Annotated in this window: 16 protein-coding genes; 10 read left to right on the plus strand and 6 right to left on the minus strand. The window is 41.2% G+C overall.

The genetic code is table 11. From position 1 onward, the window contains the following. Window positions 1-143 precede the first annotated feature (143 nt). Entirely contained in the window at window positions 144-1,928 is a 1,785-nt protein-coding gene (locus MHI20_RS18190) for a right-handed parallel beta-helix repeat-containing protein (protein WP_039166244.1), read from the minus strand. Window positions 1,929-2,191: 263 nt separating this feature from the next. On the opposite strand from MHI20_RS18190, the gene MHI20_RS18195 reads away from it, so the two are divergent. After that, window positions 2,192-3,685, plus strand: a complete 1,494-nt coding sequence (locus MHI20_RS18195; protein ID WP_046527503.1) for a peptide MFS transporter — start codon at window positions 2,192-2,194, stop codon at window positions 3,683-3,685. 44 nt (window positions 3,686-3,729) lie between these two features. Here MHI20_RS18195 and MHI20_RS18200 read toward each other — a convergent pair whose 3' ends face one another. Next, window positions 3,730-5,163: an amino acid permease gene (locus tag MHI20_RS18200; RefSeq protein WP_412055237.1), complete on the minus strand. Its 1,434-nt coding sequence runs from the start codon at window positions 5,161-5,163 to the stop codon at window positions 3,730-3,732. A 288-nt stretch (window positions 5,164-5,451) separates the two neighbouring features. Further along, window positions 5,452-6,072 carry a dienelactone hydrolase family protein gene (locus tag MHI20_RS18205; RefSeq protein WP_135010135.1) on the minus strand — a complete coding sequence of 207 codons (621 nt, stop codon included), beginning with the start codon at window positions 6,070-6,072 and terminating at the stop codon, window positions 5,452-5,454. Between the two features lie 361 nt (window positions 6,073-6,433). Here MHI20_RS18205 and tcyA point away from each other — a divergent pair, with 361 nt between their 5' ends. The 5 genes from tcyA (at window position 6,434) to MHI20_RS18230 (ending at window position 10,147) form a co-directional block, all read left to right on the plus strand. Then, complete coding sequence (tcyA, locus tag MHI20_RS18210) at window positions 6,434-7,249, plus strand: cystine ABC transporter substrate-binding lipoprotein TcyA (protein WP_007498178.1); 816 nt, start codon at window positions 6,434-6,436, stop codon at window positions 7,247-7,249. Beyond that, window positions 7,236-7,928, plus strand: coding sequence for an amino acid ABC transporter permease (locus MHI20_RS18215; protein WP_008347286.1), 693 nt, complete (start codon window positions 7,236-7,238; stop codon window positions 7,926-7,928). Before tcyA ends, MHI20_RS18215 begins: the two co-directional genes overlap by 14 nt. A gap of 12 nt (window positions 7,929-7,940) precedes the next feature. Then, window positions 7,941-8,684: an amino acid ABC transporter ATP-binding protein gene (locus MHI20_RS18220; RefSeq protein WP_007498183.1), complete on the plus strand. Its 744-nt coding sequence runs from the start codon at window positions 7,941-7,943 to the stop codon at window positions 8,682-8,684. Window positions 8,685-8,826: 142 nt separating this feature from the next. Beyond that, the gene (locus MHI20_RS18225; RefSeq protein ID WP_048001285.1) at window positions 8,827-9,471 is read left to right on the plus strand and encodes a YczE/YyaS/YitT family protein; all 645 of its coding nucleotides are present in this window, start codon (window positions 8,827-8,829) and stop codon (window positions 9,469-9,471) included. A gap of 85 nt (window positions 9,472-9,556) precedes the next feature. Next, complete coding sequence (locus tag MHI20_RS18230; protein ID WP_277519570.1) at window positions 9,557-10,147, plus strand: hypothetical protein; 591 nt, start codon at window positions 9,557-9,559, stop codon at window positions 10,145-10,147. Window positions 10,148-10,172: 25 nt separating this feature from the next. Here MHI20_RS18230 and MHI20_RS18235 read toward each other — a convergent pair whose 3' ends face one another. Continuing rightward, window positions 10,173-11,033 (minus strand): effector binding domain-containing protein, encoded by an 861-nt coding sequence (locus MHI20_RS18235; protein WP_340940369.1) that lies wholly within the window; start codon window positions 11,031-11,033, stop codon window positions 10,173-10,175. A 143-nt stretch (window positions 11,034-11,176) separates the two neighbouring features. On the opposite strand from MHI20_RS18235, the gene MHI20_RS18240 reads away from it, so the two are divergent. Next, on the plus strand, window positions 11,177-11,878 hold the full coding sequence (locus MHI20_RS18240) for a 4'-phosphopantetheinyl transferase family protein (protein ID WP_217967557.1): 702 nt from the start codon (window positions 11,177-11,179) through the stop codon (window positions 11,876-11,878). Here MHI20_RS18240 and MHI20_RS18245 read toward each other — a convergent pair. After that, window positions 11,865-13,202, minus strand: coding sequence for an aminotransferase-like domain-containing protein (locus tag MHI20_RS18245; RefSeq protein WP_340940376.1), 1,338 nt, complete (start codon window positions 13,200-13,202; stop codon window positions 11,865-11,867). The two genes, MHI20_RS18240 and MHI20_RS18245, sit on opposite strands and share 14 nt — an antisense overlap. A gap of 131 nt (window positions 13,203-13,333) precedes the next feature. Here MHI20_RS18245 and MHI20_RS18250 point away from each other — a divergent pair, with 131 nt between their 5' ends. The 3 genes from MHI20_RS18250 (at window position 13,334) to MHI20_RS18260 (ending at window position 16,489) form a co-directional block, all read left to right on the plus strand. Further along, window positions 13,334-14,260: a DMT family transporter gene (locus MHI20_RS18250; RefSeq protein WP_203144092.1), complete on the plus strand. Its 927-nt coding sequence runs from the start codon at window positions 13,334-13,336 to the stop codon at window positions 14,258-14,260. A gap of 193 nt (window positions 14,261-14,453) precedes the next feature. Then, window positions 14,454-15,788, plus strand: a complete 1,335-nt coding sequence (locus tag MHI20_RS18255) for a hypothetical protein (RefSeq protein WP_226650779.1) — start codon at window positions 14,454-14,456, stop codon at window positions 15,786-15,788. An 8-nt stretch (window positions 15,789-15,796) separates the two neighbouring features. Further along, the gene (locus MHI20_RS18260; protein WP_041091079.1) at window positions 15,797-16,489 is read left to right on the plus strand and encodes an ABC transporter ATP-binding protein; all 693 of its coding nucleotides are present in this window, start codon (window positions 15,797-15,799) and stop codon (window positions 16,487-16,489) included. Window positions 16,490-16,568: 79 nt separating this feature from the next. Here MHI20_RS18260 and MHI20_RS18265 read toward each other — a convergent pair whose 3' ends face one another. Beyond that, window positions 16,569-17,309, minus strand: a complete 741-nt coding sequence (locus tag MHI20_RS18265; protein WP_110487630.1) for a thioesterase II family protein — start codon at window positions 17,307-17,309, stop codon at window positions 16,569-16,571. Window position 17,310: the final 1 nt, after the last annotated feature.

The raw sequence follows: 17,310 nt of genomic DNA on the forward strand, positions 1-17,310 counted from the left end.
CATTTTTCTGATTGAATTAATCGGTTTTATCCATAAAAAAAGGGCAAATGTTGCGAAAAATGAAAAATAATTATTACTATATGCCCTTTTTACATGATTGTCAACCGCCTTCTAAACCTCCAAAAAAAGGGATTTACAGGCGGTTACGGTGGATCAATTTCAATATTTCCGATGAGCCGGTCCGTGGAGTGCGTCATCAATTGACTGCGCTCTAGTACGTTATGGGCAATCACCGAATGAGTGGAAGATGTGGTGCGGACGGCAATCGCTTTTTGAGGAGAGAGATTAATGATGTTATTCCGCAGCACACGTGCTGAGACAACCTCATCAAGAAAAACGGCTGTCGGCTGTCCGATTGAACGATTTAAATAAAAGCGGTTATCACCAATTTGGGGTGAGCCATTTTTAATATACATCACCACATATAAGGATGTTTCTTCAAAGGAATTGTCTTTAATCTCTAAAGGAGCGGTCGTATTGCTGTAGACGGCATAGTTTTGATAGTGCTTAAAACGATTCTGCCATATGAAAGCCTTTGCATTTCCTGTCACGCTGATTGTATACGAAGATGCGAGCTGTGAATGTCCTTCTTGAATAAAGTGATTGCCGTTGATCCCCGCTTCTCCCTCCTGCACCCATATCCCTCGGCTGAATTCCTTGAATTGATTATGCTGAATTAAGATATTCGTTCCTCTGACCATCGCCGCATCGATGACAGAGTAGACGGTATTGTTTGAAAAAACAATGCTGTCTGATTGATAAATACGCAGCGATGTACTTCTAAGCCGTGTGTTTGTCCCTGACTCAATATGATTTCCTTCTATTAAAATGCGATTGGCCATATAGACAGACACAGCCGCATCTTCAAAAAGACTGATTTTATTACCTGTGATGTGCACGCTGTCTCCCCTCACATCAATACCCTTTTCAAACCCTTCAATCATATTGCCAATAATGATCACATTGTTTTCCGATTGATCAAGCGGCACACCTAAGCTCGTAATCCCTGCTTTTGTCACGCCCCCTCTCACTGCACGAATCAAATTATTCGCAATGATCATTTCAGTGGCGAAGCCATAGGAGATACTGCTGTCCGTTTGATTGCCTTCAATGATCACACCATAGCCGTTGAAATTATAGATAGAGCTGGCTGCGCCGCCTCTGACTATGTTGTTTCGAATTTGAATATTCAGCGGTTCCTCCAAGTTGGTCGCATTTTCTCCGTATCCTTCAATATCAATGCCCATTTTTGGCTCGACCCCGTTTACCCCTGCCCTTTCAAGCAAACAGTCTTCCACAATGACACCATCACAGCCTGTAATAGAAATATTGTTTCGCCTTGAGTCAGTGATGGTGCAGCCAGAAATATGAATTGACGAAGCAGGCGAGTACGATTCGATATGGGTCAATAAACCGTGCGGACTGACAATGATGCCGTCTCCCGTACAATTGTTGATTTGAACACGATCGATATTCACATGGGAAGCACCTTCAATACACACCCCGAAGCCCCATTCATGTGTTTTTCTTTCTGGCGGGAGTGCCTTGTACACATGCTCATCACGGTCGCCTTCGATCCGCCCGCCCCGAATGGTCACATGCTCTACCTCTCCTATATAAAAGGCTGCATATCCCCACGAATCATTTGGTTTCACTTTGATAACGGCATCTGATGCCATCTCAATACAAATATGACTTGGCACTCGTATGCCGGCATGACGAAAAGGAAAAAATTGATCCCCCCTGTACACCGCATCTATTAGATACGTTCCACTCGGCAGCCAGACGTGGGAGTAACCCTGTGCTTTTGTCCATTCCAGGCATTCGTTCAGTTTCGCTGTACAATCTGTTTTCCCGTCAGCAATCACGCCAAAGTCTAATACATTGACAATGGGTTTCTTCAGATCAGATTCATTTACATCCCCCAATGAAAACCCCTCCTTTTTACACATGTCCTCTTGTCATCCTATGCATGTGGGAAAGGTTTGCTTGTACGATATTTCAAATTTTATATAAATTCTTCTGGAATAACTTTCTGATGATTTTCACTTGAGCGAATTTTTCATCTTTTTGAGTCTTTACGCCTATTGAACTAACATTTTCCTGTTTTAGAATAGTTTTATATTGACACAAGAACTATACAAGAATATCATTTTTCTCATATCTCTTTTTTTAAGAAAGGATCTATGCCATGTCTACAATTGACCACGATAAAATTGTTAAAAGTGTTCCTCAAAAAGGGTTTTTTGGACATCCTAAAGGACTTTACACACTGTTTTTCACTGAATTTTGGGAGCGTTTTTCTTATTATGGCATGCGTGCACTGCTTATTTATTATATGTACACAGAGGTGACAAAAGGCGGTCTTGGCTTCGACCAGACAACCGCTAATTCGATCATGTCTGTCTATGGTGCGCTTGTCTATATGTCAGGCATTATTGGCGGATGGCTTGCCGACCGGGTATTTGGTTCGTCCAGTACGGTCTTTTATGGCGGGGTATTCATTATGCTTGGTCATGTCATTTTGGCACTACCTAGCGGTGCAACAGCGCTCTTTATTAGTATGGGGCTGATTATTATTGGGACAGGCCTCCTAAAGCCGAACGTGTCAAACATAGTCGGTGACCTATATACAAAAACAGACCCTCGCAGGGATTCTGGATTCAGTATTTTCTATATGGGGATCAACATGGGTGGTTTTATCGCCCCATTAATTGTCGGAACACTCGGTCAAAAAGTGAATTTCCACCTTGGTTTCTCACTCGCTGCCGTTGGTATGCTTGTTGGACTGATTACGTTTGTCATCACGAAAAAGCCGAATCTTGGACTTGCCGGCACTTATGTCACAAATCCACTATCAGCTACTGAACGCAAGAACTTCAAAATTTTCGGTACATTGATCGTGATTGTACTTGCTGTTTTTGCTGTCATCGGTATTCAAACAGGAGCGCTCACGATTAATCTATTCACTTGGTTTGTCAGTGTCCTTGGTGTGCTGATTCCAATTGTTTATTTTATTGTGATGTATTTTAGTAAAAAAACGAGTGCAGTTGAGCAATCGAGGGTACTCGCTTATATTCCATTGTTCCTAGCTGCGGTGATGTTCTGGGCCATTCAAGAACAAGGCTCAAATATTTTAGCCACATATGCAGATCAGCGAACAAACTTGAATTTCCTTGGCATGACATTAGCCTCTTCTTGGTTCCAATCATTGAACCCAATCTTTATTGTGCTCCTGTCACCAGTATTTGCTTGGTTATGGGTCAGACTCGGTAAGAAACAGCCGTCTACCCCGATTAAATTCTCACTTGGCCTTCTGTTCGCAGGATTATCCTTTATCATCATGATCATTCCTGCCTACATGTCTGGACCACATACACTTGTAAGCCCACTATGGCTCGTTCTAAGCTTCTTCCTTGTCGTCATCGGAGAGCTTTGCTTATCACCAGTTGGGCTGTCAGCGACAACAAAACTGGCACCTGCTGCCTTCTCAGCGCAAACGATGAGCCTTTGGTTCCTTTCCAATGCAATGGCACAGGCGATTAATGCGCAAGTGGTCAAGCTGTTTGATAAAGTGCCAGAAACCGTCTATTTCGGGATCATCGGCATGCTCGCTATCGTTTTATGTGGCGTTATGCTTCTGCTTACACCGGTGATTAAGAAAGCGATGAAAGGCGTGCATTAAATTGAAAAAGAAGCCTCCCAAATGGGAAGGCTTCTTTTTTTGAATTAAAACCGAATCTCATCATTTCCGTGGATTTGCAACTGGAGCGGTTCACTTTTCACCTGATGTTTTTTCACATAGCGGTGATAGACAACATATCCAATGATCATGAGCGGTACGCCGACATACAGCCCAATCCGCTGCTCCGCATCAAAGGCAAGACTGATTAGCACAATCGAATTCAGCGTGATCGCAATGATCGGCAGTACCGGATAAAGAGGGGTTTTAAATTTTAGGTTTTCCAGCTTTCCGCCTGCTTTCAAATATCTTCTGCGGAAAAGCAGCTGTGATAATGTAATCGTAATCCAGCCGGTTTGGGCACTCATGCCCGCAATTGACACGATCCAAGCAAAAACGGTTTTCTCTGCAAAGAATCCTGATAATAACGAAATACCTGTAAACAGGAAAGTGAGCAGTAAGGCATTCATCGGGATGCCCCGCTGATTGACTCGTCTAAACGCCTTCCCTGCCATTCCTTCCTTCGACAAAGAGTACAGCATTCTCGTAGAGGCATATAGGCCAGAGTTCGCCACAGATAATAAAGCAATGATAATGACAAAGTTCATGATATCTGCCGCATAAGGAATGCCCGTTCTCTCAAACACAGTGACAAATGGGCTTTGCAGCACACTCGCTTCTTTCCAAGGCACCATACCCGCTAAGACAAAAATAGATAAAACGAAAAAGACAAGGGTGCGCCAAACCGTCTGATGAATAGAGCGAGGTACGGTTTTCTCCGGATTTTCACTTTCTCCTGCCGCAATCCCGATCAGCTCCGTCCCTTGAAACGAAAAATTCACCGTGATCATCGTGACGACAACGGCCAGCAAGCCATTCGGAAACAGACCGTCACTCACAAAATGACTAAAGTAAGGAGCTGGTTCCCCGCTCGTCGTTTGAATAAAACCAAACATCGCCGCTCCGCCTACGCCAATAAATAGTAAGATGGCAACAATCTTAATGGTTGAAAAGAAAAACTCCGACTCCCCGAACGCTTTCGCTGACCTGGCATTTAATAAGAACAAACACAGCCCAAATATGAGACACCAAATCCACACATCCACTTGTGGAAGCCAGCGTCTCATCAGCTGCCCTGCTGATAAAAATTCCAGCGCCACAGTAGCTGCCCAGCCAAGCCAATAAATCCAGCCAACAGCAAATCCTGCTGCAGGGCTGACAAATTTCGTCGCATACGTATGAAACGACCCCGACACAGGAAGCGCGACTGACAGCTCTCCAAGACACAGCATGGTTAAATACATAATCAATCCGCCCACTATATAGGAAAGAACAGCTCCAACTGGCCCTGCTTGTCCAATCGTATAGCCTGTTCCAAGAAAAAAGCCTGTCCCAATGACACCGCCAAGAGAAATCATAAATAAATGGCGGGAGGTCATCGCCCTTTTCAATTGTTCGGGCTGATTTTGTCCAACATCCACAATGATGCCCTCCTTCTTCTAAGATGTTCTGTTATCAAAACATGTCTCCATGTGATTATTCCATTTTCAAAACAACCTACTAATTATACATCTTTTATAATAAATATGCTTCCTTCTATCGTCACTGTTACAAAGTCTTTATTTTAGTAATGTTCGCACAACTATACGGTGATTCTGATCATTTGATAGGATGCCTTATATCCAAAAGAATTGCACGAAAAAACCAGCATGCAAACTTACATGACACACTGGTTTCATTTCCCTCTATTCGAGTCTCATTTCAAACAGTCATGAGTCATTTTTCTTTTGTAGACACTCTTTGATAAAACCATCTATTTCTTGAAAGCAGCGATTTTTAGATTCAGCGTGAAAAGTCGTAGAATCTGGATTGGCGAACCCATGCTGCCCCTTTACTATTTTCACGCATAGCTTTTCCTTTTTCTCCAAAACATTCGCAACCTCCCGAGGGTTAAAAGAAGCTTCAACTTCCGGGAAAAATAACAGCGTATTGCAGGTAGGCGTCATATCGAGAAAATCTCTTATCCGTGAACCATAAAATCCAATGACACCGGTAAACAACTGATCATATTGGCTGCATTGCCAAGCAATTGTTGCCCCCACACTAAAACCTATCAGACATATGTCTCTCTCTGCATTTTTCGTTTTTAACTCTTTTGCCACATTCAATACGATCTTTACCGATTCATCAAAACCAACTTTATTCATAAAGTAGTCATATGCCTCATTCTCACTGGCATAAGGGAAGTGTTTAGCCTGTCCTAATAAATGAGGACAATAAACCTCAAAACCAGCTTTGTCAAAATGATCGATCATACTCTTCATATGATCATTTATTCCATATATTTCGTGTACTAAAATCATGACAGGTTTTTGTTTCAATGTATGCAAATGATCACACTTCCCTTTTATTCCGTTTGTTCACTGGAGGATCTTGTACTTTAGAAAGTCATTTAAGTCAACTGATCAACACCCACATAAACTTCTTTCGATGTGAAAATCATAGCATATTTTACCATTAAGTAGTCTATCTCACATTCTCATCAATCGAACTCTCTTCATCATCGTTTGAGAATGCGTTTGGTTTTATCCACCTTTTGTTTTGGGTATAGTTCTATCGTTTATCCGTTCAACCAGTTCAAGGCATAAAGTTGGTGAGATTCGCTCAAGCTAGTTTCAAATGCTTTACTTTTAGGTTGCTTCTCTGTAAGATCATATGTTGTAAATACCAACAAGAAAAGTGGGGAATAAAATGAAAAAAATGTTCTTTGCCATTATTTTAGGCGCTTGTGTTGCATTGATCACAGCATGTGGATCAGCTGCAAACGACAGCGCAAATAAACAATCTGGGTCTAAGGAATCAGGTGACCTTTGGAAGTCCATTCAGGATAAAGGCGTATTAACCATCGGTACAGAAGGTACATATGCTCCTTTCACCTTCCATGACAAAAAGACAGATAAATTAACTGGCTATGATGTCGAGGTCATCACAGAAGTCGCAAAACGTCTTGACTTAAAACCAGAATTCAAAGAAACACAATGGGACAGCATGTTTGCTGGTCTGAATTCAAAACGTTTTGATGTGGTAGCGAACCAAGTTGGTAAAACTGGACGTGAAAATCAATATGATTTCTCTGATAAATACACAACATCTCAAGCCATTGTTGTGACAAAATCAGATAACAATGACATCAAGAAACTTTCTGATGTGAAAGGCAAAAAAGCAGCACAATCATTAACAAGTAACTATAACAAATTAGCTACAGATGCTGGCGCTAAAATTGAAGGGGTTGAAGGTCTTGCACAATCCATTCAATTGATTCAGCAAGGGCGTGCTGATTTGACGTTCAATGACAAATTGGCTGTCTTGAATTACTTGAAAACAAGCGGTAACAAAAACCTAAAAGTTGCATTTGAAACAGGAGATCCACAAGAAACGTATTTTGCCTTCAGAAAAGGCAGCGGCGAAGTCGTTGACAAAGTGAATGGCGCACTAAAAGAAATGAAGAAAGACGGTACACTCGCTAAGATTTCTAAGAAATGGTTTGGTGAAGATGTTACAAAATAATATCCTCGGAGTCGTCATTCCGTGGGATCTTCTTCAGCAATCTTTTTGGCCAATGGTGATGCAGGGAATTTATTATACAATTCCCCTCGCCATCATTGCTTTTATCATTGGTCTTTTTATCGCGCTTGTGACAGCTCTTGCTAGAATGTCTAAAATCAAAGCGCTCAGATGGATTTTTTCTATCTATGTGTCGGCTGTTCGCGGAACGCCGCTTTTTGTGCAATTGTTTATTATTTTCTATTTCTTTCCGACATTTAATATCACACTTGATCCATATCCAAGTGCTATCATCGCTTTTTCTTTAAACGTAGGTGCGTATGCTTCGGAAATTATTCGTGCATCCGTCCTATCTGTTCCAAAAGGACAATGGGAAGCGGGGTATTCGATTGGGATGACCCATCGCAAAACGCTCGTCCGCGTGATTTTACCGCAGGCAGTGCGTGTATCGATTCCGCCGCTGTCTAATTCATTCATTAGTTTGGTGAAAGATACATCGCTTGCCTCCCAAATCCTCGTGGCAGAGATGTTCCGTAAATCACAGGAAATTGCTGCGGCGAACTTGGATCAAATTTTATTTATTTATATGGAAGCAGCCCTGATCTATTGGGTATTCTGCTTCATTCTATCGCTCGTTCAACACCAAATTGAAAAACGACTTGATCGATATGTCGCAAGGTAAGGAGGGAACGACATGCTAACAGTCAAAGGCTTAAACAAATCCTTTGGTGAAAATGAGATTTTAAAGTCGATTGATTTTACGATCAACAAAGGGCAGGTTGTGGCGATTCTTGGTCCATCAGGTTCAGGAAAAACAACGATGCTTCGCTGTTTAAATGCACTTGAAATTCCAAATGCCGGCTCCTTTACCTTCGATGATTTCTCGATTGATTTTTCTAAAAAAAATAAACAAGCTGATTTGCTCAAGCTTCGCCGGAAGTCAGGCATGGTGTTTCAAGATTATCATCTGTTCCCACATCGCACTGTTCTTGAGAATGTGATGGAAGGTCCAGTCCAAGTCCAGCGCCGTCCGAAAGAAGCGGTGCGAAAAGAAGCGATTCAGCTTCTGCAAAAGGTAGGACTTGAGGATAAAAAAGATTTGTATCCCTTCCAGCTGTCAGGTGGTCAAAAGCAGCGTGTCGGCATTGCCCGTGCACTTGCCATTCAGCCAGAGCTTATGCTTTTTGATGAACCAACCTCTGCGCTTGATCCTGAGCTTGTCGGAGAAGTCTTAAAGGTCATGAAGGATCTAGCGAAAGAAGGCTGGACGATGGCGGTTGTCACACATGAAATCAAGTTTGCCCAAGAAGTGGCGGACGAAGTGATTTTTATTGATGGCGGCGTCATCGTTGAACAAGGTCCTCCTGAAGAAATCTTCAAACGACCAAAGGAAGAACGAACAAAACAATTCTTAAATCGAATTTTGAATCCAGTATGATCAAAAAGGCTGTTCTCATCATGTGAGAACAGCCTTTTTTTACCACTTTTAAAGAAAGCGATTACATTAAGCAAAGCCATTTAAAGGGGCGTGCGAGTATGTTACGATTGAAATCGAGTGTTTAAGAAAGAAGGGAAAGCTTTTGAAGCGGGAACATCTTTTACGTTGGTTTTTTTATTTTGTTGGATTGGTTGTACTTGCTTTTGGACTATCGCTGACAGTGAAGGGAAAGATCCTTGGCATTGGTCCGTGGGACGCTTTTCATTATGGACTGTTTCAGCATTTTGGTTTAACCATTGGACAATGGTCGATCATTATTGGTGCACTCATTGTGACACTGACATCTGTTTTCACGAAATCTTTTCCAAAGATCGGCGCCCTTCTCAATATGGTGCTGATTGGCGTGTTTATTGATTTCTTTAATGCAGTATTACCTGCACCACATGGGTATTTACCTGCTTTATATGTATTTATTACGGGCGTGATTGTGTCTGGGTATGGCGTTGGCATTTATGTCTCAGCTAATCTTGGCGCTGGGCCAAGAGATTCATTAATGCTGCTCATCTCAGCAAAAACAGGGCTGAACGTACAGTGGGTTCGAAATGGTATTGAGTTAACCGTGCTTCTATTTGCATGGATGCTCGGCGGCCCGATTGGCATTGGAACGATTCTGACGGCCATCTTTACTGGACTCGTCCTTCGCTTTTCATTGCCACAATCGACACGGCTCTTGCAGCTGCTCATTACAAAAACAGCGGAGAAACCTGTTCAAACCCTTACCCGATAAGAACAAGCCATTCTACTAAAAGAATGGCTTGTTTTGTGCTAAACTAAATAGACGCAATATTCTTAAAACAGGAGATGATCCTCTGATGCAGCTTTTCCATTATCATTACTGGACACCATTTGTTGAGGAGACGGAGCAGGCGTACACTTCATTAGGCTTTGAAGTAAAGGGGCGTTTCGCAAAGGAAGGTTCCTTTCCTCCTCCGCAGACATGGGATGATTTTAGAGAGAAGAAGCCCTCTTTCCGAATCATTGAGATGAGAAAGGGACAGATCAATATCACATTTGGTTATAGTAAAAAAGTCCTTTTTGATCACATCGGCTTTCTAGTGACTAATGATGAATATGATCAGTTGCTGGTACAAGCGCAAAAGAGAAACTGGGCAATCCAGACCGGGGAGCGAAGAACGTTTCTTTCTACACCGATGCGCTTAAGGCTTGAATTGCAGCGGCGGACAGATGTGATTGAAACTGGTGAAGAAGCAATTGCCGAGATGACGATCGCAGTACCTGATTTGACTCATACACCTGCGGTCGATCAGTTGCTGGACGGTTTGACACAACCTATTCATTGGAAAAAGGGAGAACGTCTCTCTTTACTTGAAGTGAAGATGATAGATTCTCATGGGATGAATACGACCGATCCAAACGGTGTTCACATCCTCAAACAAGGATAAAAAGCAGCGAGATACGCTGCCTTTTTTATGATTGTTTACGGATTGGAATCCAAATCAATGTCACATGATCTGGAGAATGTATCTCTCCATCTAAAGGATACGTTTCCATCTCCATTCCCCCAGCATGCTCATATCCTGAGGCAGGAAACCATTCTGTGAAAATACGTGTCCATGTTGAATGCACAGCGGTTTCGACAGGCCCCTTTGCCTGAAATACAGCCCATGTACTGGCCGGAATCTGCTCGACTGTCATGGTCGAATCTGGTTCTTCCTCACCTTGCTCAATCCCAATGATATAGTCAAATGTTTCAAGCGTTTCATCAAAATGCGCACATACACCGATATATCCGAGTTCTCCAGCTGCATGAGCCAGTGAATGCGTCCATCCTTCTTGATTGACACGCTTCCAAAAGGCGGGAATATCCTGTTTGTTTTGGCTATTCTTTGTTGTTGTCTTTAGTCTTCTGCCCATGATTGAAAATGAATCCTTTTCCACAATTCGATAATGCATCGGTTCGACTCCTTTTATTTGAAGTTCGAAGGAGAGACGGGGGTAGGCTTTCACTGTAAACTCGCCTGTTTTCACTGCTGCCGGTGTATATCCGTGATGCCGCTTGAAGGCTTTCGCAAACGACTCTGGGGTTTCATAGCCATACTTCACCGCCGCATCAATGACTTTCACTTGCTTGGTCATGAATTCTTCTGCCGCAAGGGTTAATCGTCTTTTGCGAATATATTCTGCTACTGCAATTCCTGTCAGCATATGGAATAGCCGCTGATAATGAAATTTAGACATACAGGCGGCCTCTGCCACTTCTTCGATCTGCAAAGGCTGATCCAGCCTCTCTTCCATATAATTGATACTATCCATGATCAAGTGAATCATTTTTCCCTCTCCTTCCTTTTCCACTATATCGAGAACCGCCCGCACCTTCCTGTCATTTTGTGCTTTCATTGAACAGGATGTCTGTTTCTCTTTTGCAGAGGTTCATCCAATGGTACAATAAATGTAAAAAATTGAGGTACGTTATGAAGATTTTCGCTATTCAATTACAACCTTTAGATGATAAAAATGCACGAAAACAAATAGAACAGCTGAAGCCTTTTGTGTCATTTGAAAAACGCGCCGCCGCTGAGCGCTTTCGTTTTTTGATCGATGCAAGAAGAACGCTTTTAGGTGAGGTACTGATTCGTCACATCATTCATGAGATGTACGCACTGCCTATGGAACAGATCATTTTTGAAACAGAAGGGAATGGAAAGCCTGTTGTCCGGCAAATTCCTTCTTTTCATTTTAATCTTTCTCACTCTGGTGATTGGGTCGTGGGCGCAGTAGATGATGCGCCTGTTGGCATTGATATTGAAGAGATTAAACCGATTGATTTAGCCATTGCCAAACGATTTTTTTCAGCTGACGAATATCAAGATTTACTCTCACAGCCGGCAGAACGGCAGGAAGCCTATTTCTTTCATTTATGGTCCATGAAGGAGGCTTTTATCAAGCTGACAGGGAAGGGAATATCCTATGGTCTTTCATCCTTTACCGCTCGCTTGTCAGAGGATGGACAGGCTACTTTGAGATTACCTGATCACGAAGCCCCTTGCGTTGTCCAAACATATTCACTTGATCCTGCCTACCAAATGGCGGTTTGTACAAGAAAACCCGCTGCGGCTGAGCACGTCGAGATACTCACTTGTGAGAACATGCTGTCTCGCCTTAATAACGTGTGATTTGTTGAAGTGATGACTTGAGCAAATCGACGCCTCGTGCGATATCCTCTTCTTTTACATGCCAAATGTTCAGTTGAAGTATAGGCTCCTTATGATAAGTAGAAATGAAATGGCGGTCGATCGGCTGAACCATCACAGAAGCCTTTTTTAGCTGCTGAATGAGCTGATTCATCGGAATGGACCGGTCGACACGAACGTGGGTATGGGTAGCTGGCTCCTCTTCTCCCAGCTCATAAGCGCCTTGATCATTTTTCAAACAGGCCACAAGTTGTTTGGATCGAGCTCTATAGGTCGCCTGCATCCTTTCTCTATGACGCTCAAACATCCCGCTTTTCAAATAAATTTCTAAAGCAGCCTGCGAGAGCATCGAGCTGTCGATATCAATAAGCCGTTTATGTTCACTAAAGGGGCCAATCAGCTCGTTTGGTAAGACGACAGCACCTGTTCTAAGCCCCGGAAAAATGATTTTTGAGAAGCTTTTTAAATAAATGACCTTCCCCGCCTGATCATATGAATAGATCGGGTCTCTTTTTGTATCGAATTCTAAATCAGCCAAATAATCGTCTTCAACGATGTAGACATCATATGCTTCGGCAAGGGCTGCAATCGCTATTTTTTCTTGTTTCGACAGACTCGTTCCAAGCGGGTTTTGAAATCTTGGCATCGTATAGAAAAAGCGAATATCCTCCTCTCGGAAGATACGCTCCAATTCCTGAAGATCGAGTCCTTTTTCCGTCCGCTGAATCCCCCGGACAGGCAGCTGGTTTTTCTCTAAGTATTGGAGGAATAGGTGATAGCCTGGCTGTTCGACCAATATGGTCTGTTTTCCATTCGGAAACGGGATGGTGCTTAAAATCGATAAAGCCAGCTGAATACCAGAAGTCATGACGATCTGTTCTGGAGAGGCAAACACTTGATAATCCGTTAAACGCTTTGAAATGATTGGCAGTAAAGATGGTAATCCATTGGTGGTGCCATAGATAAATAAATCATTTTGATACAGATCAATCGCTTGATTGATGCAGTGCTGAAAATCGACATATGGAAACACAATGGGATCAGGCGCAGAGGAAGCAAAATCAATCCATGTGCTGCCCTTCTTAACGGCTGACTGATTGGTTTTCACGACAAAATAGCCACTTCTTTCTACAGAGTACAGCAAGTGTTCACGCTCTAATGTGTCTAGTGCTTTTATGACAGTGCTTTTGCTCACAGCATATTGAGCCGCTAAGTGACGAATGGATGGAATTTTCATTCCAGCATTGTATTCACCGCTCTCGACTTTGTTTTTTATATTCAACACAAGCTGATCATATTTCCTCACAGTACTACCCTCCTTGTACCGGTACAGATATCAATAACTCTTATTGTACACTTTACTTGATCTGTTTACGATAAAAAGACAGAACCGGTCAATTCAACTGAAGCATGCATGCTCTTGTAAGGAGAATTCTGATGGATATGTCAAAACAAAAAGCGTATGCTGCTTCGATCGCATACGCCTGTATTATTGGTTTTTCATTCTTGTTTGTCAAAGTAGCCTTAGCATCAGCGAATCCAATTGATGTATTGGCACACCGATTTACTGTTTCTTTCGCAGCCGCTCTTTTGTTATTTCCATTTTTACGAAAAAAGTACCGTTTTTCCATTCAATGGCGTGATCTCATTTACATTGTGCCATTTTCCTTGCTTTATCCTGTGTTGTTTTTTGCATTTCAAGTGTGGGGGCTGATGTTTACCTCTTCATCAGAGGCCGGCATTATTCAGGCGACCATCCCTATTTTGACAATGGTGCTTGCAGCATGGTGTTTAAAGGAACGTCCTACCTCGATTCAGGTGCTGTTTACCATTCTTTCTGTGTGCGGGGTGATGCTCCTCTTTGTGGTGAAGGGAATTGATGTGAAACATTCTCATCTCATTGGTTATGTGCTGATCTTACTTTCAGCCTTATCATCCAGTGCCTATAGCGTATTTGCCAGGGTGATGACACGGCGATTCCATGTCATTGAACTGACTTTCGTGATGACATTCTTTGGATTTGTCTTCTTTAATGCTGCTGCTCTCATTCGGCACTCGGTAAATGCTACACTACCGCAGTTTTTCAGTCCGTTTACGCAGCCATCCTTTGTATGGTCTATGCTCTTTTTAGGCATTCTCTCATCACTGCTCACAGCGTATTTATCAAACTATGCTCTTTCCCACCTTGAAGCAGCAAAGGTGAGTATCTTTAACAATCTTTCTGCTTTCATTACCATTGCCGCTGGCGTGCTTATTTTACATGAAACGATTGATATGGTTCACCTCATCGGGGCTGTGCTCGTCATTGGCGGAGTGATTGGCGGGAATGTGGTGAGAAAGGGGAATTCAACACAGAAGAACTAGACAAAACTAACAACAAAACCATTTATTGTCTTGTATTTTTTTGTATAATAAGGAGAGAGAACCTTTCCTTATTATACAAACTAAAATGGACGTGTTATGAGTGCATATATTTATAGTATTTACAAAGATATTGATCCTCAACGAGTTAAGAGGCTATCAACGTAACAGACCTTATTTATATGTGTTATTTGCGATGAACTACATACTAGCACCACTCTTCCTAGGTGGACTGCTTGCGTTTTTTGTCAAAAACGTATCAATCATCTACATCTCTTTTTTCATTTTTTTAACAACGATTCACCTTGATAAAAGTCTTATGCGAATCTTATTTTCTTCAGATAAAAAACAAATGGCCATCCTGAAATTGAATATGGATCAATATATTTTTGGGAAAGATATGAGTAAATTTTTCGGTGTCATGATTGGTTTTATATGCTTTTTTTTAGGTTCTTTCTGCATGATTTTAAACACACATGCTTTGTATCATTCTTTTATTCTTGGAGCCTTAGGCATTAGCTCGTTATTATTCGGATATTTACTTAGATTGAACTTATTATTACTTCTTACTAGACCTAGATTCTTTTCAATCACACCCATGATTCAATACATCACCACTGGGATCATTGCTTCTTGGATGTTTTTTGTTTTTAAATTCGAATTATTTTCTATTCCTTTTTCTAACCAATTGGTGCTTACGCTTGCTGCTTTGATCTTTCTTACTAGTCTTATTTTGTTAATCAATTGGAAAAAGAACCTTAGATATACGCCTATCTTCCATTCAGAGGAGAAGAATAGACATCATCAAAACACAACATCAAGATCTTTCGATCATATTTTATTTTTTGAAATCATCCTTCTTTTGAGAAACCCTCCAATACAATGGTCGGTTTTACTATTTATATTCTCAATATCTGGTGGTCTATTTACTCTCATTCTGTATGGTGTTCATACAAACCAAATCGAAACACTGAATATAGAAAATGATTTTTTGTTTATCTTTAGTGTGATATTCCCTATGATTTTTATTTCTAACGCCCTTCAATCTTATGTCTCTTTTGATGTTGATGGTCCCATTATTCCTTTAAAACATCGGTTACCTCACTTTATAAAGAACAAAATAAACTCTAAGTTGATATTATCCGTTTTATTACATATGTTTTTTTGTATTGTATATGCTATCTTTTCTACTTTTACAATAAATGTAGATCACCCCTTTTATGTGATATTTACTTTGTTAGTTAGTAGCGTTTTAATAGGCGTATGCACAGTTGGTTCTACTGTTCTATTTCCTTATTTTAAATGGGAGTATGTGTATCAAGTTCCTAGCACACTGAGCAAATTAACATTAAACCTTTGCTTCAGTTTCATTTTAGGCTTATCCGTTATGTCCTCATATAACCTAGCCTCTTTTATTGCGGCAAATACGATCATGATTGTTTGTACAGTGATCATCATCGTCATCATGTTTTTATTTTGGGATAAAACGATTAACAAAAACTGCAAATCAGTTAAAACATTATTCGAGTGAGGGATTGTATGCTTTCAATTCATGATCTAATCAAAGAATATACAGAGTCCAACTTCAAAATATCAATTCATGAATTACATTTTCATAAAGGCTCAATTGTTGGATTATTAGGCAAAAATGGTGCTGGAAAAACAACCATTCTTGAAATAATCGCGGGGTTGATCACACCAGATAAAGGTGAATTGATCATACAAAAGGATATAGCAAATGGTTTTTCAACTGTCGGTTACATGGAAGATGATCCAACACTTTTTGAAAACTTAACATGCTTCGAATTGATTAAATATCAATCCATGTTAGTTGAACAACCGTTAAATAAAAAACAGATTCAACATTTATTAGAAAAATATGGGCTTGAAAAACAAGCCCATATTCGCTCTTCTTCTCTATCCCGAGGGATGAGGCAGAGAATTTCTTTTATATTAACCACCTTACACAATCCATCTATTATCTTATTAGATGAACCATTTACCGGTCTAGACCCAGCAAATATGACACTTATGAAAAGACATCTAAGAGAATTTAAGGCTCAAAATAAAACGATCATTCTTTCTACACACATCCTGCAATTTGCCGCTAACTTATGTGACGAGATCCTTTTTATAAATGAAGGACAAATCGTTCATTCAGAAAAAAAACCTTCCGAAGAAATATTTGATGAAGGTCAGCTTGAAAAAAGATTCTTTGAAACGTTATCCTAAATAGCAGTTTCTCTGCGTTTAAAATGATATTCAGCTATAGAAAACAACGGCCCTCGTTTGACGGGGCCGTTGTTTTCTTTTATTGGCTGATGAATTGCTTTTTGGTTGTCTGCTCAATGACATGCCTCATATGTTCTGCGAACTGCTCGAGGTGTGTGTTGATATACATGTGGCCTCCTTCGAAATCAGTGCGTTCGATGGCGTTTGCCCATGTTAGCCAGCCGTCTGCGTCTTCCATGCATTTCTTATCTTGCTTTCCGTTCAATAAATAAACGGGTGATTCAATGATTGTTTTGTCTGTGTGCTGGAAGGATTCTAATGCTTGATAGTCGGCACGTAAGGATGGTGTAAAGTAATCCATCATTGGCTTGTTCTCTAACAATTCTTTTGGAATTCCGCCCATTTCAGCAATATGCTGAACAAATGCTTCATTCGATAAATGGGTCAATATTTGTCTTTTTGTTTGCGGCGGCTGAATGGCAGAAATGACAACTGCTGCCGGATCGATGCCTTCCCTTTCTAGCAACTGAGTCAGCCTGTACACCACAAGTCCGCCCATGGAATGTCCGAACAAAATAAATGGACGGTTTAATTTGCCTGTCAGTCCTTCTTTATACAATTCAGCCAGCCGGTCAATGCTTGTTTCAAGCGGCATGAGGTTCGTTCCATGACCCGGAGGTTCTGCTGCTGTCACTTCGGCCGTGTCCTTCAGCTGTTCAAAGAGCGGACGGTAAGAGGCGGAATATCCGCCTGCAAAAGGAAAACAAATAAGCTGAATGAGATCTGATTTTTTTTCAAAGGTTTTAAATAATTGGTTCATA

The sequence above is a fragment of the Bacillus sp. FSL K6-1106 genome, assembly GCF_038005245.1.
Taxonomy (GTDB): Bacteria; Bacillota; Bacilli; order Bacillales; family Bacillaceae; genus Bacillus; species Bacillus altitudinis.

Coding starts and splice junctions, on each gene's coding strand:
- MHI20_RS18220 (WP_007498183.1), top strand. CDS start 7,941: ATGCTAACAGTCAAAGGCTTAAACAAATCCTTTGGTGAAAATGAGATT.
- MHI20_RS18240 (WP_217967557.1), top strand. CDS start 11,177: ATGAAGATTTTCGCTATTCAATTACAACCTTTAGATGATAAAAATGCA.
- MHI20_RS18250 (WP_203144092.1), top strand. CDS start 13,334: ATGGATATGTCAAAACAAAAAGCGTATGCTGCTTCGATCGCATACGCC.
- MHI20_RS18255 (WP_226650779.1), top strand. CDS start 14,454: ATGAACTACATACTAGCACCACTCTTCCTAGGTGGACTGCTTGCGTTT.
- MHI20_RS18235 (WP_340940369.1), bottom strand. CDS start 11,033: ATGATTCACTTGATCATGGATAGTATCAATTATATGGAAGAGAGGCTG.
- MHI20_RS18195 (WP_046527503.1), top strand. CDS start 2,192: ATGTCTACAATTGACCACGATAAAATTGTTAAAAGTGTTCCTCAAAAA.
- MHI20_RS18230 (WP_277519570.1), top strand. CDS start 9,557: ATGCAGCTTTTCCATTATCATTACTGGACACCATTTGTTGAGGAGACG.
- MHI20_RS18215 (WP_008347286.1), top strand. CDS start 7,236: ATGTTACAAAATAATATCCTCGGAGTCGTCATTCCGTGGGATCTTCTT.
- MHI20_RS18260 (WP_041091079.1), top strand. CDS start 15,797: ATGCTTTCAATTCATGATCTAATCAAAGAATATACAGAGTCCAACTTC.
- MHI20_RS18265 (WP_110487630.1), bottom strand. CDS start 17,309: ATGAACCAATTATTTAAAACCTTTGAAAAAAAATCAGATCTCATTCAG.
- tcyA (WP_007498178.1), top strand. CDS start 6,434: ATGAAAAAAATGTTCTTTGCCATTATTTTAGGCGCTTGTGTTGCATTG.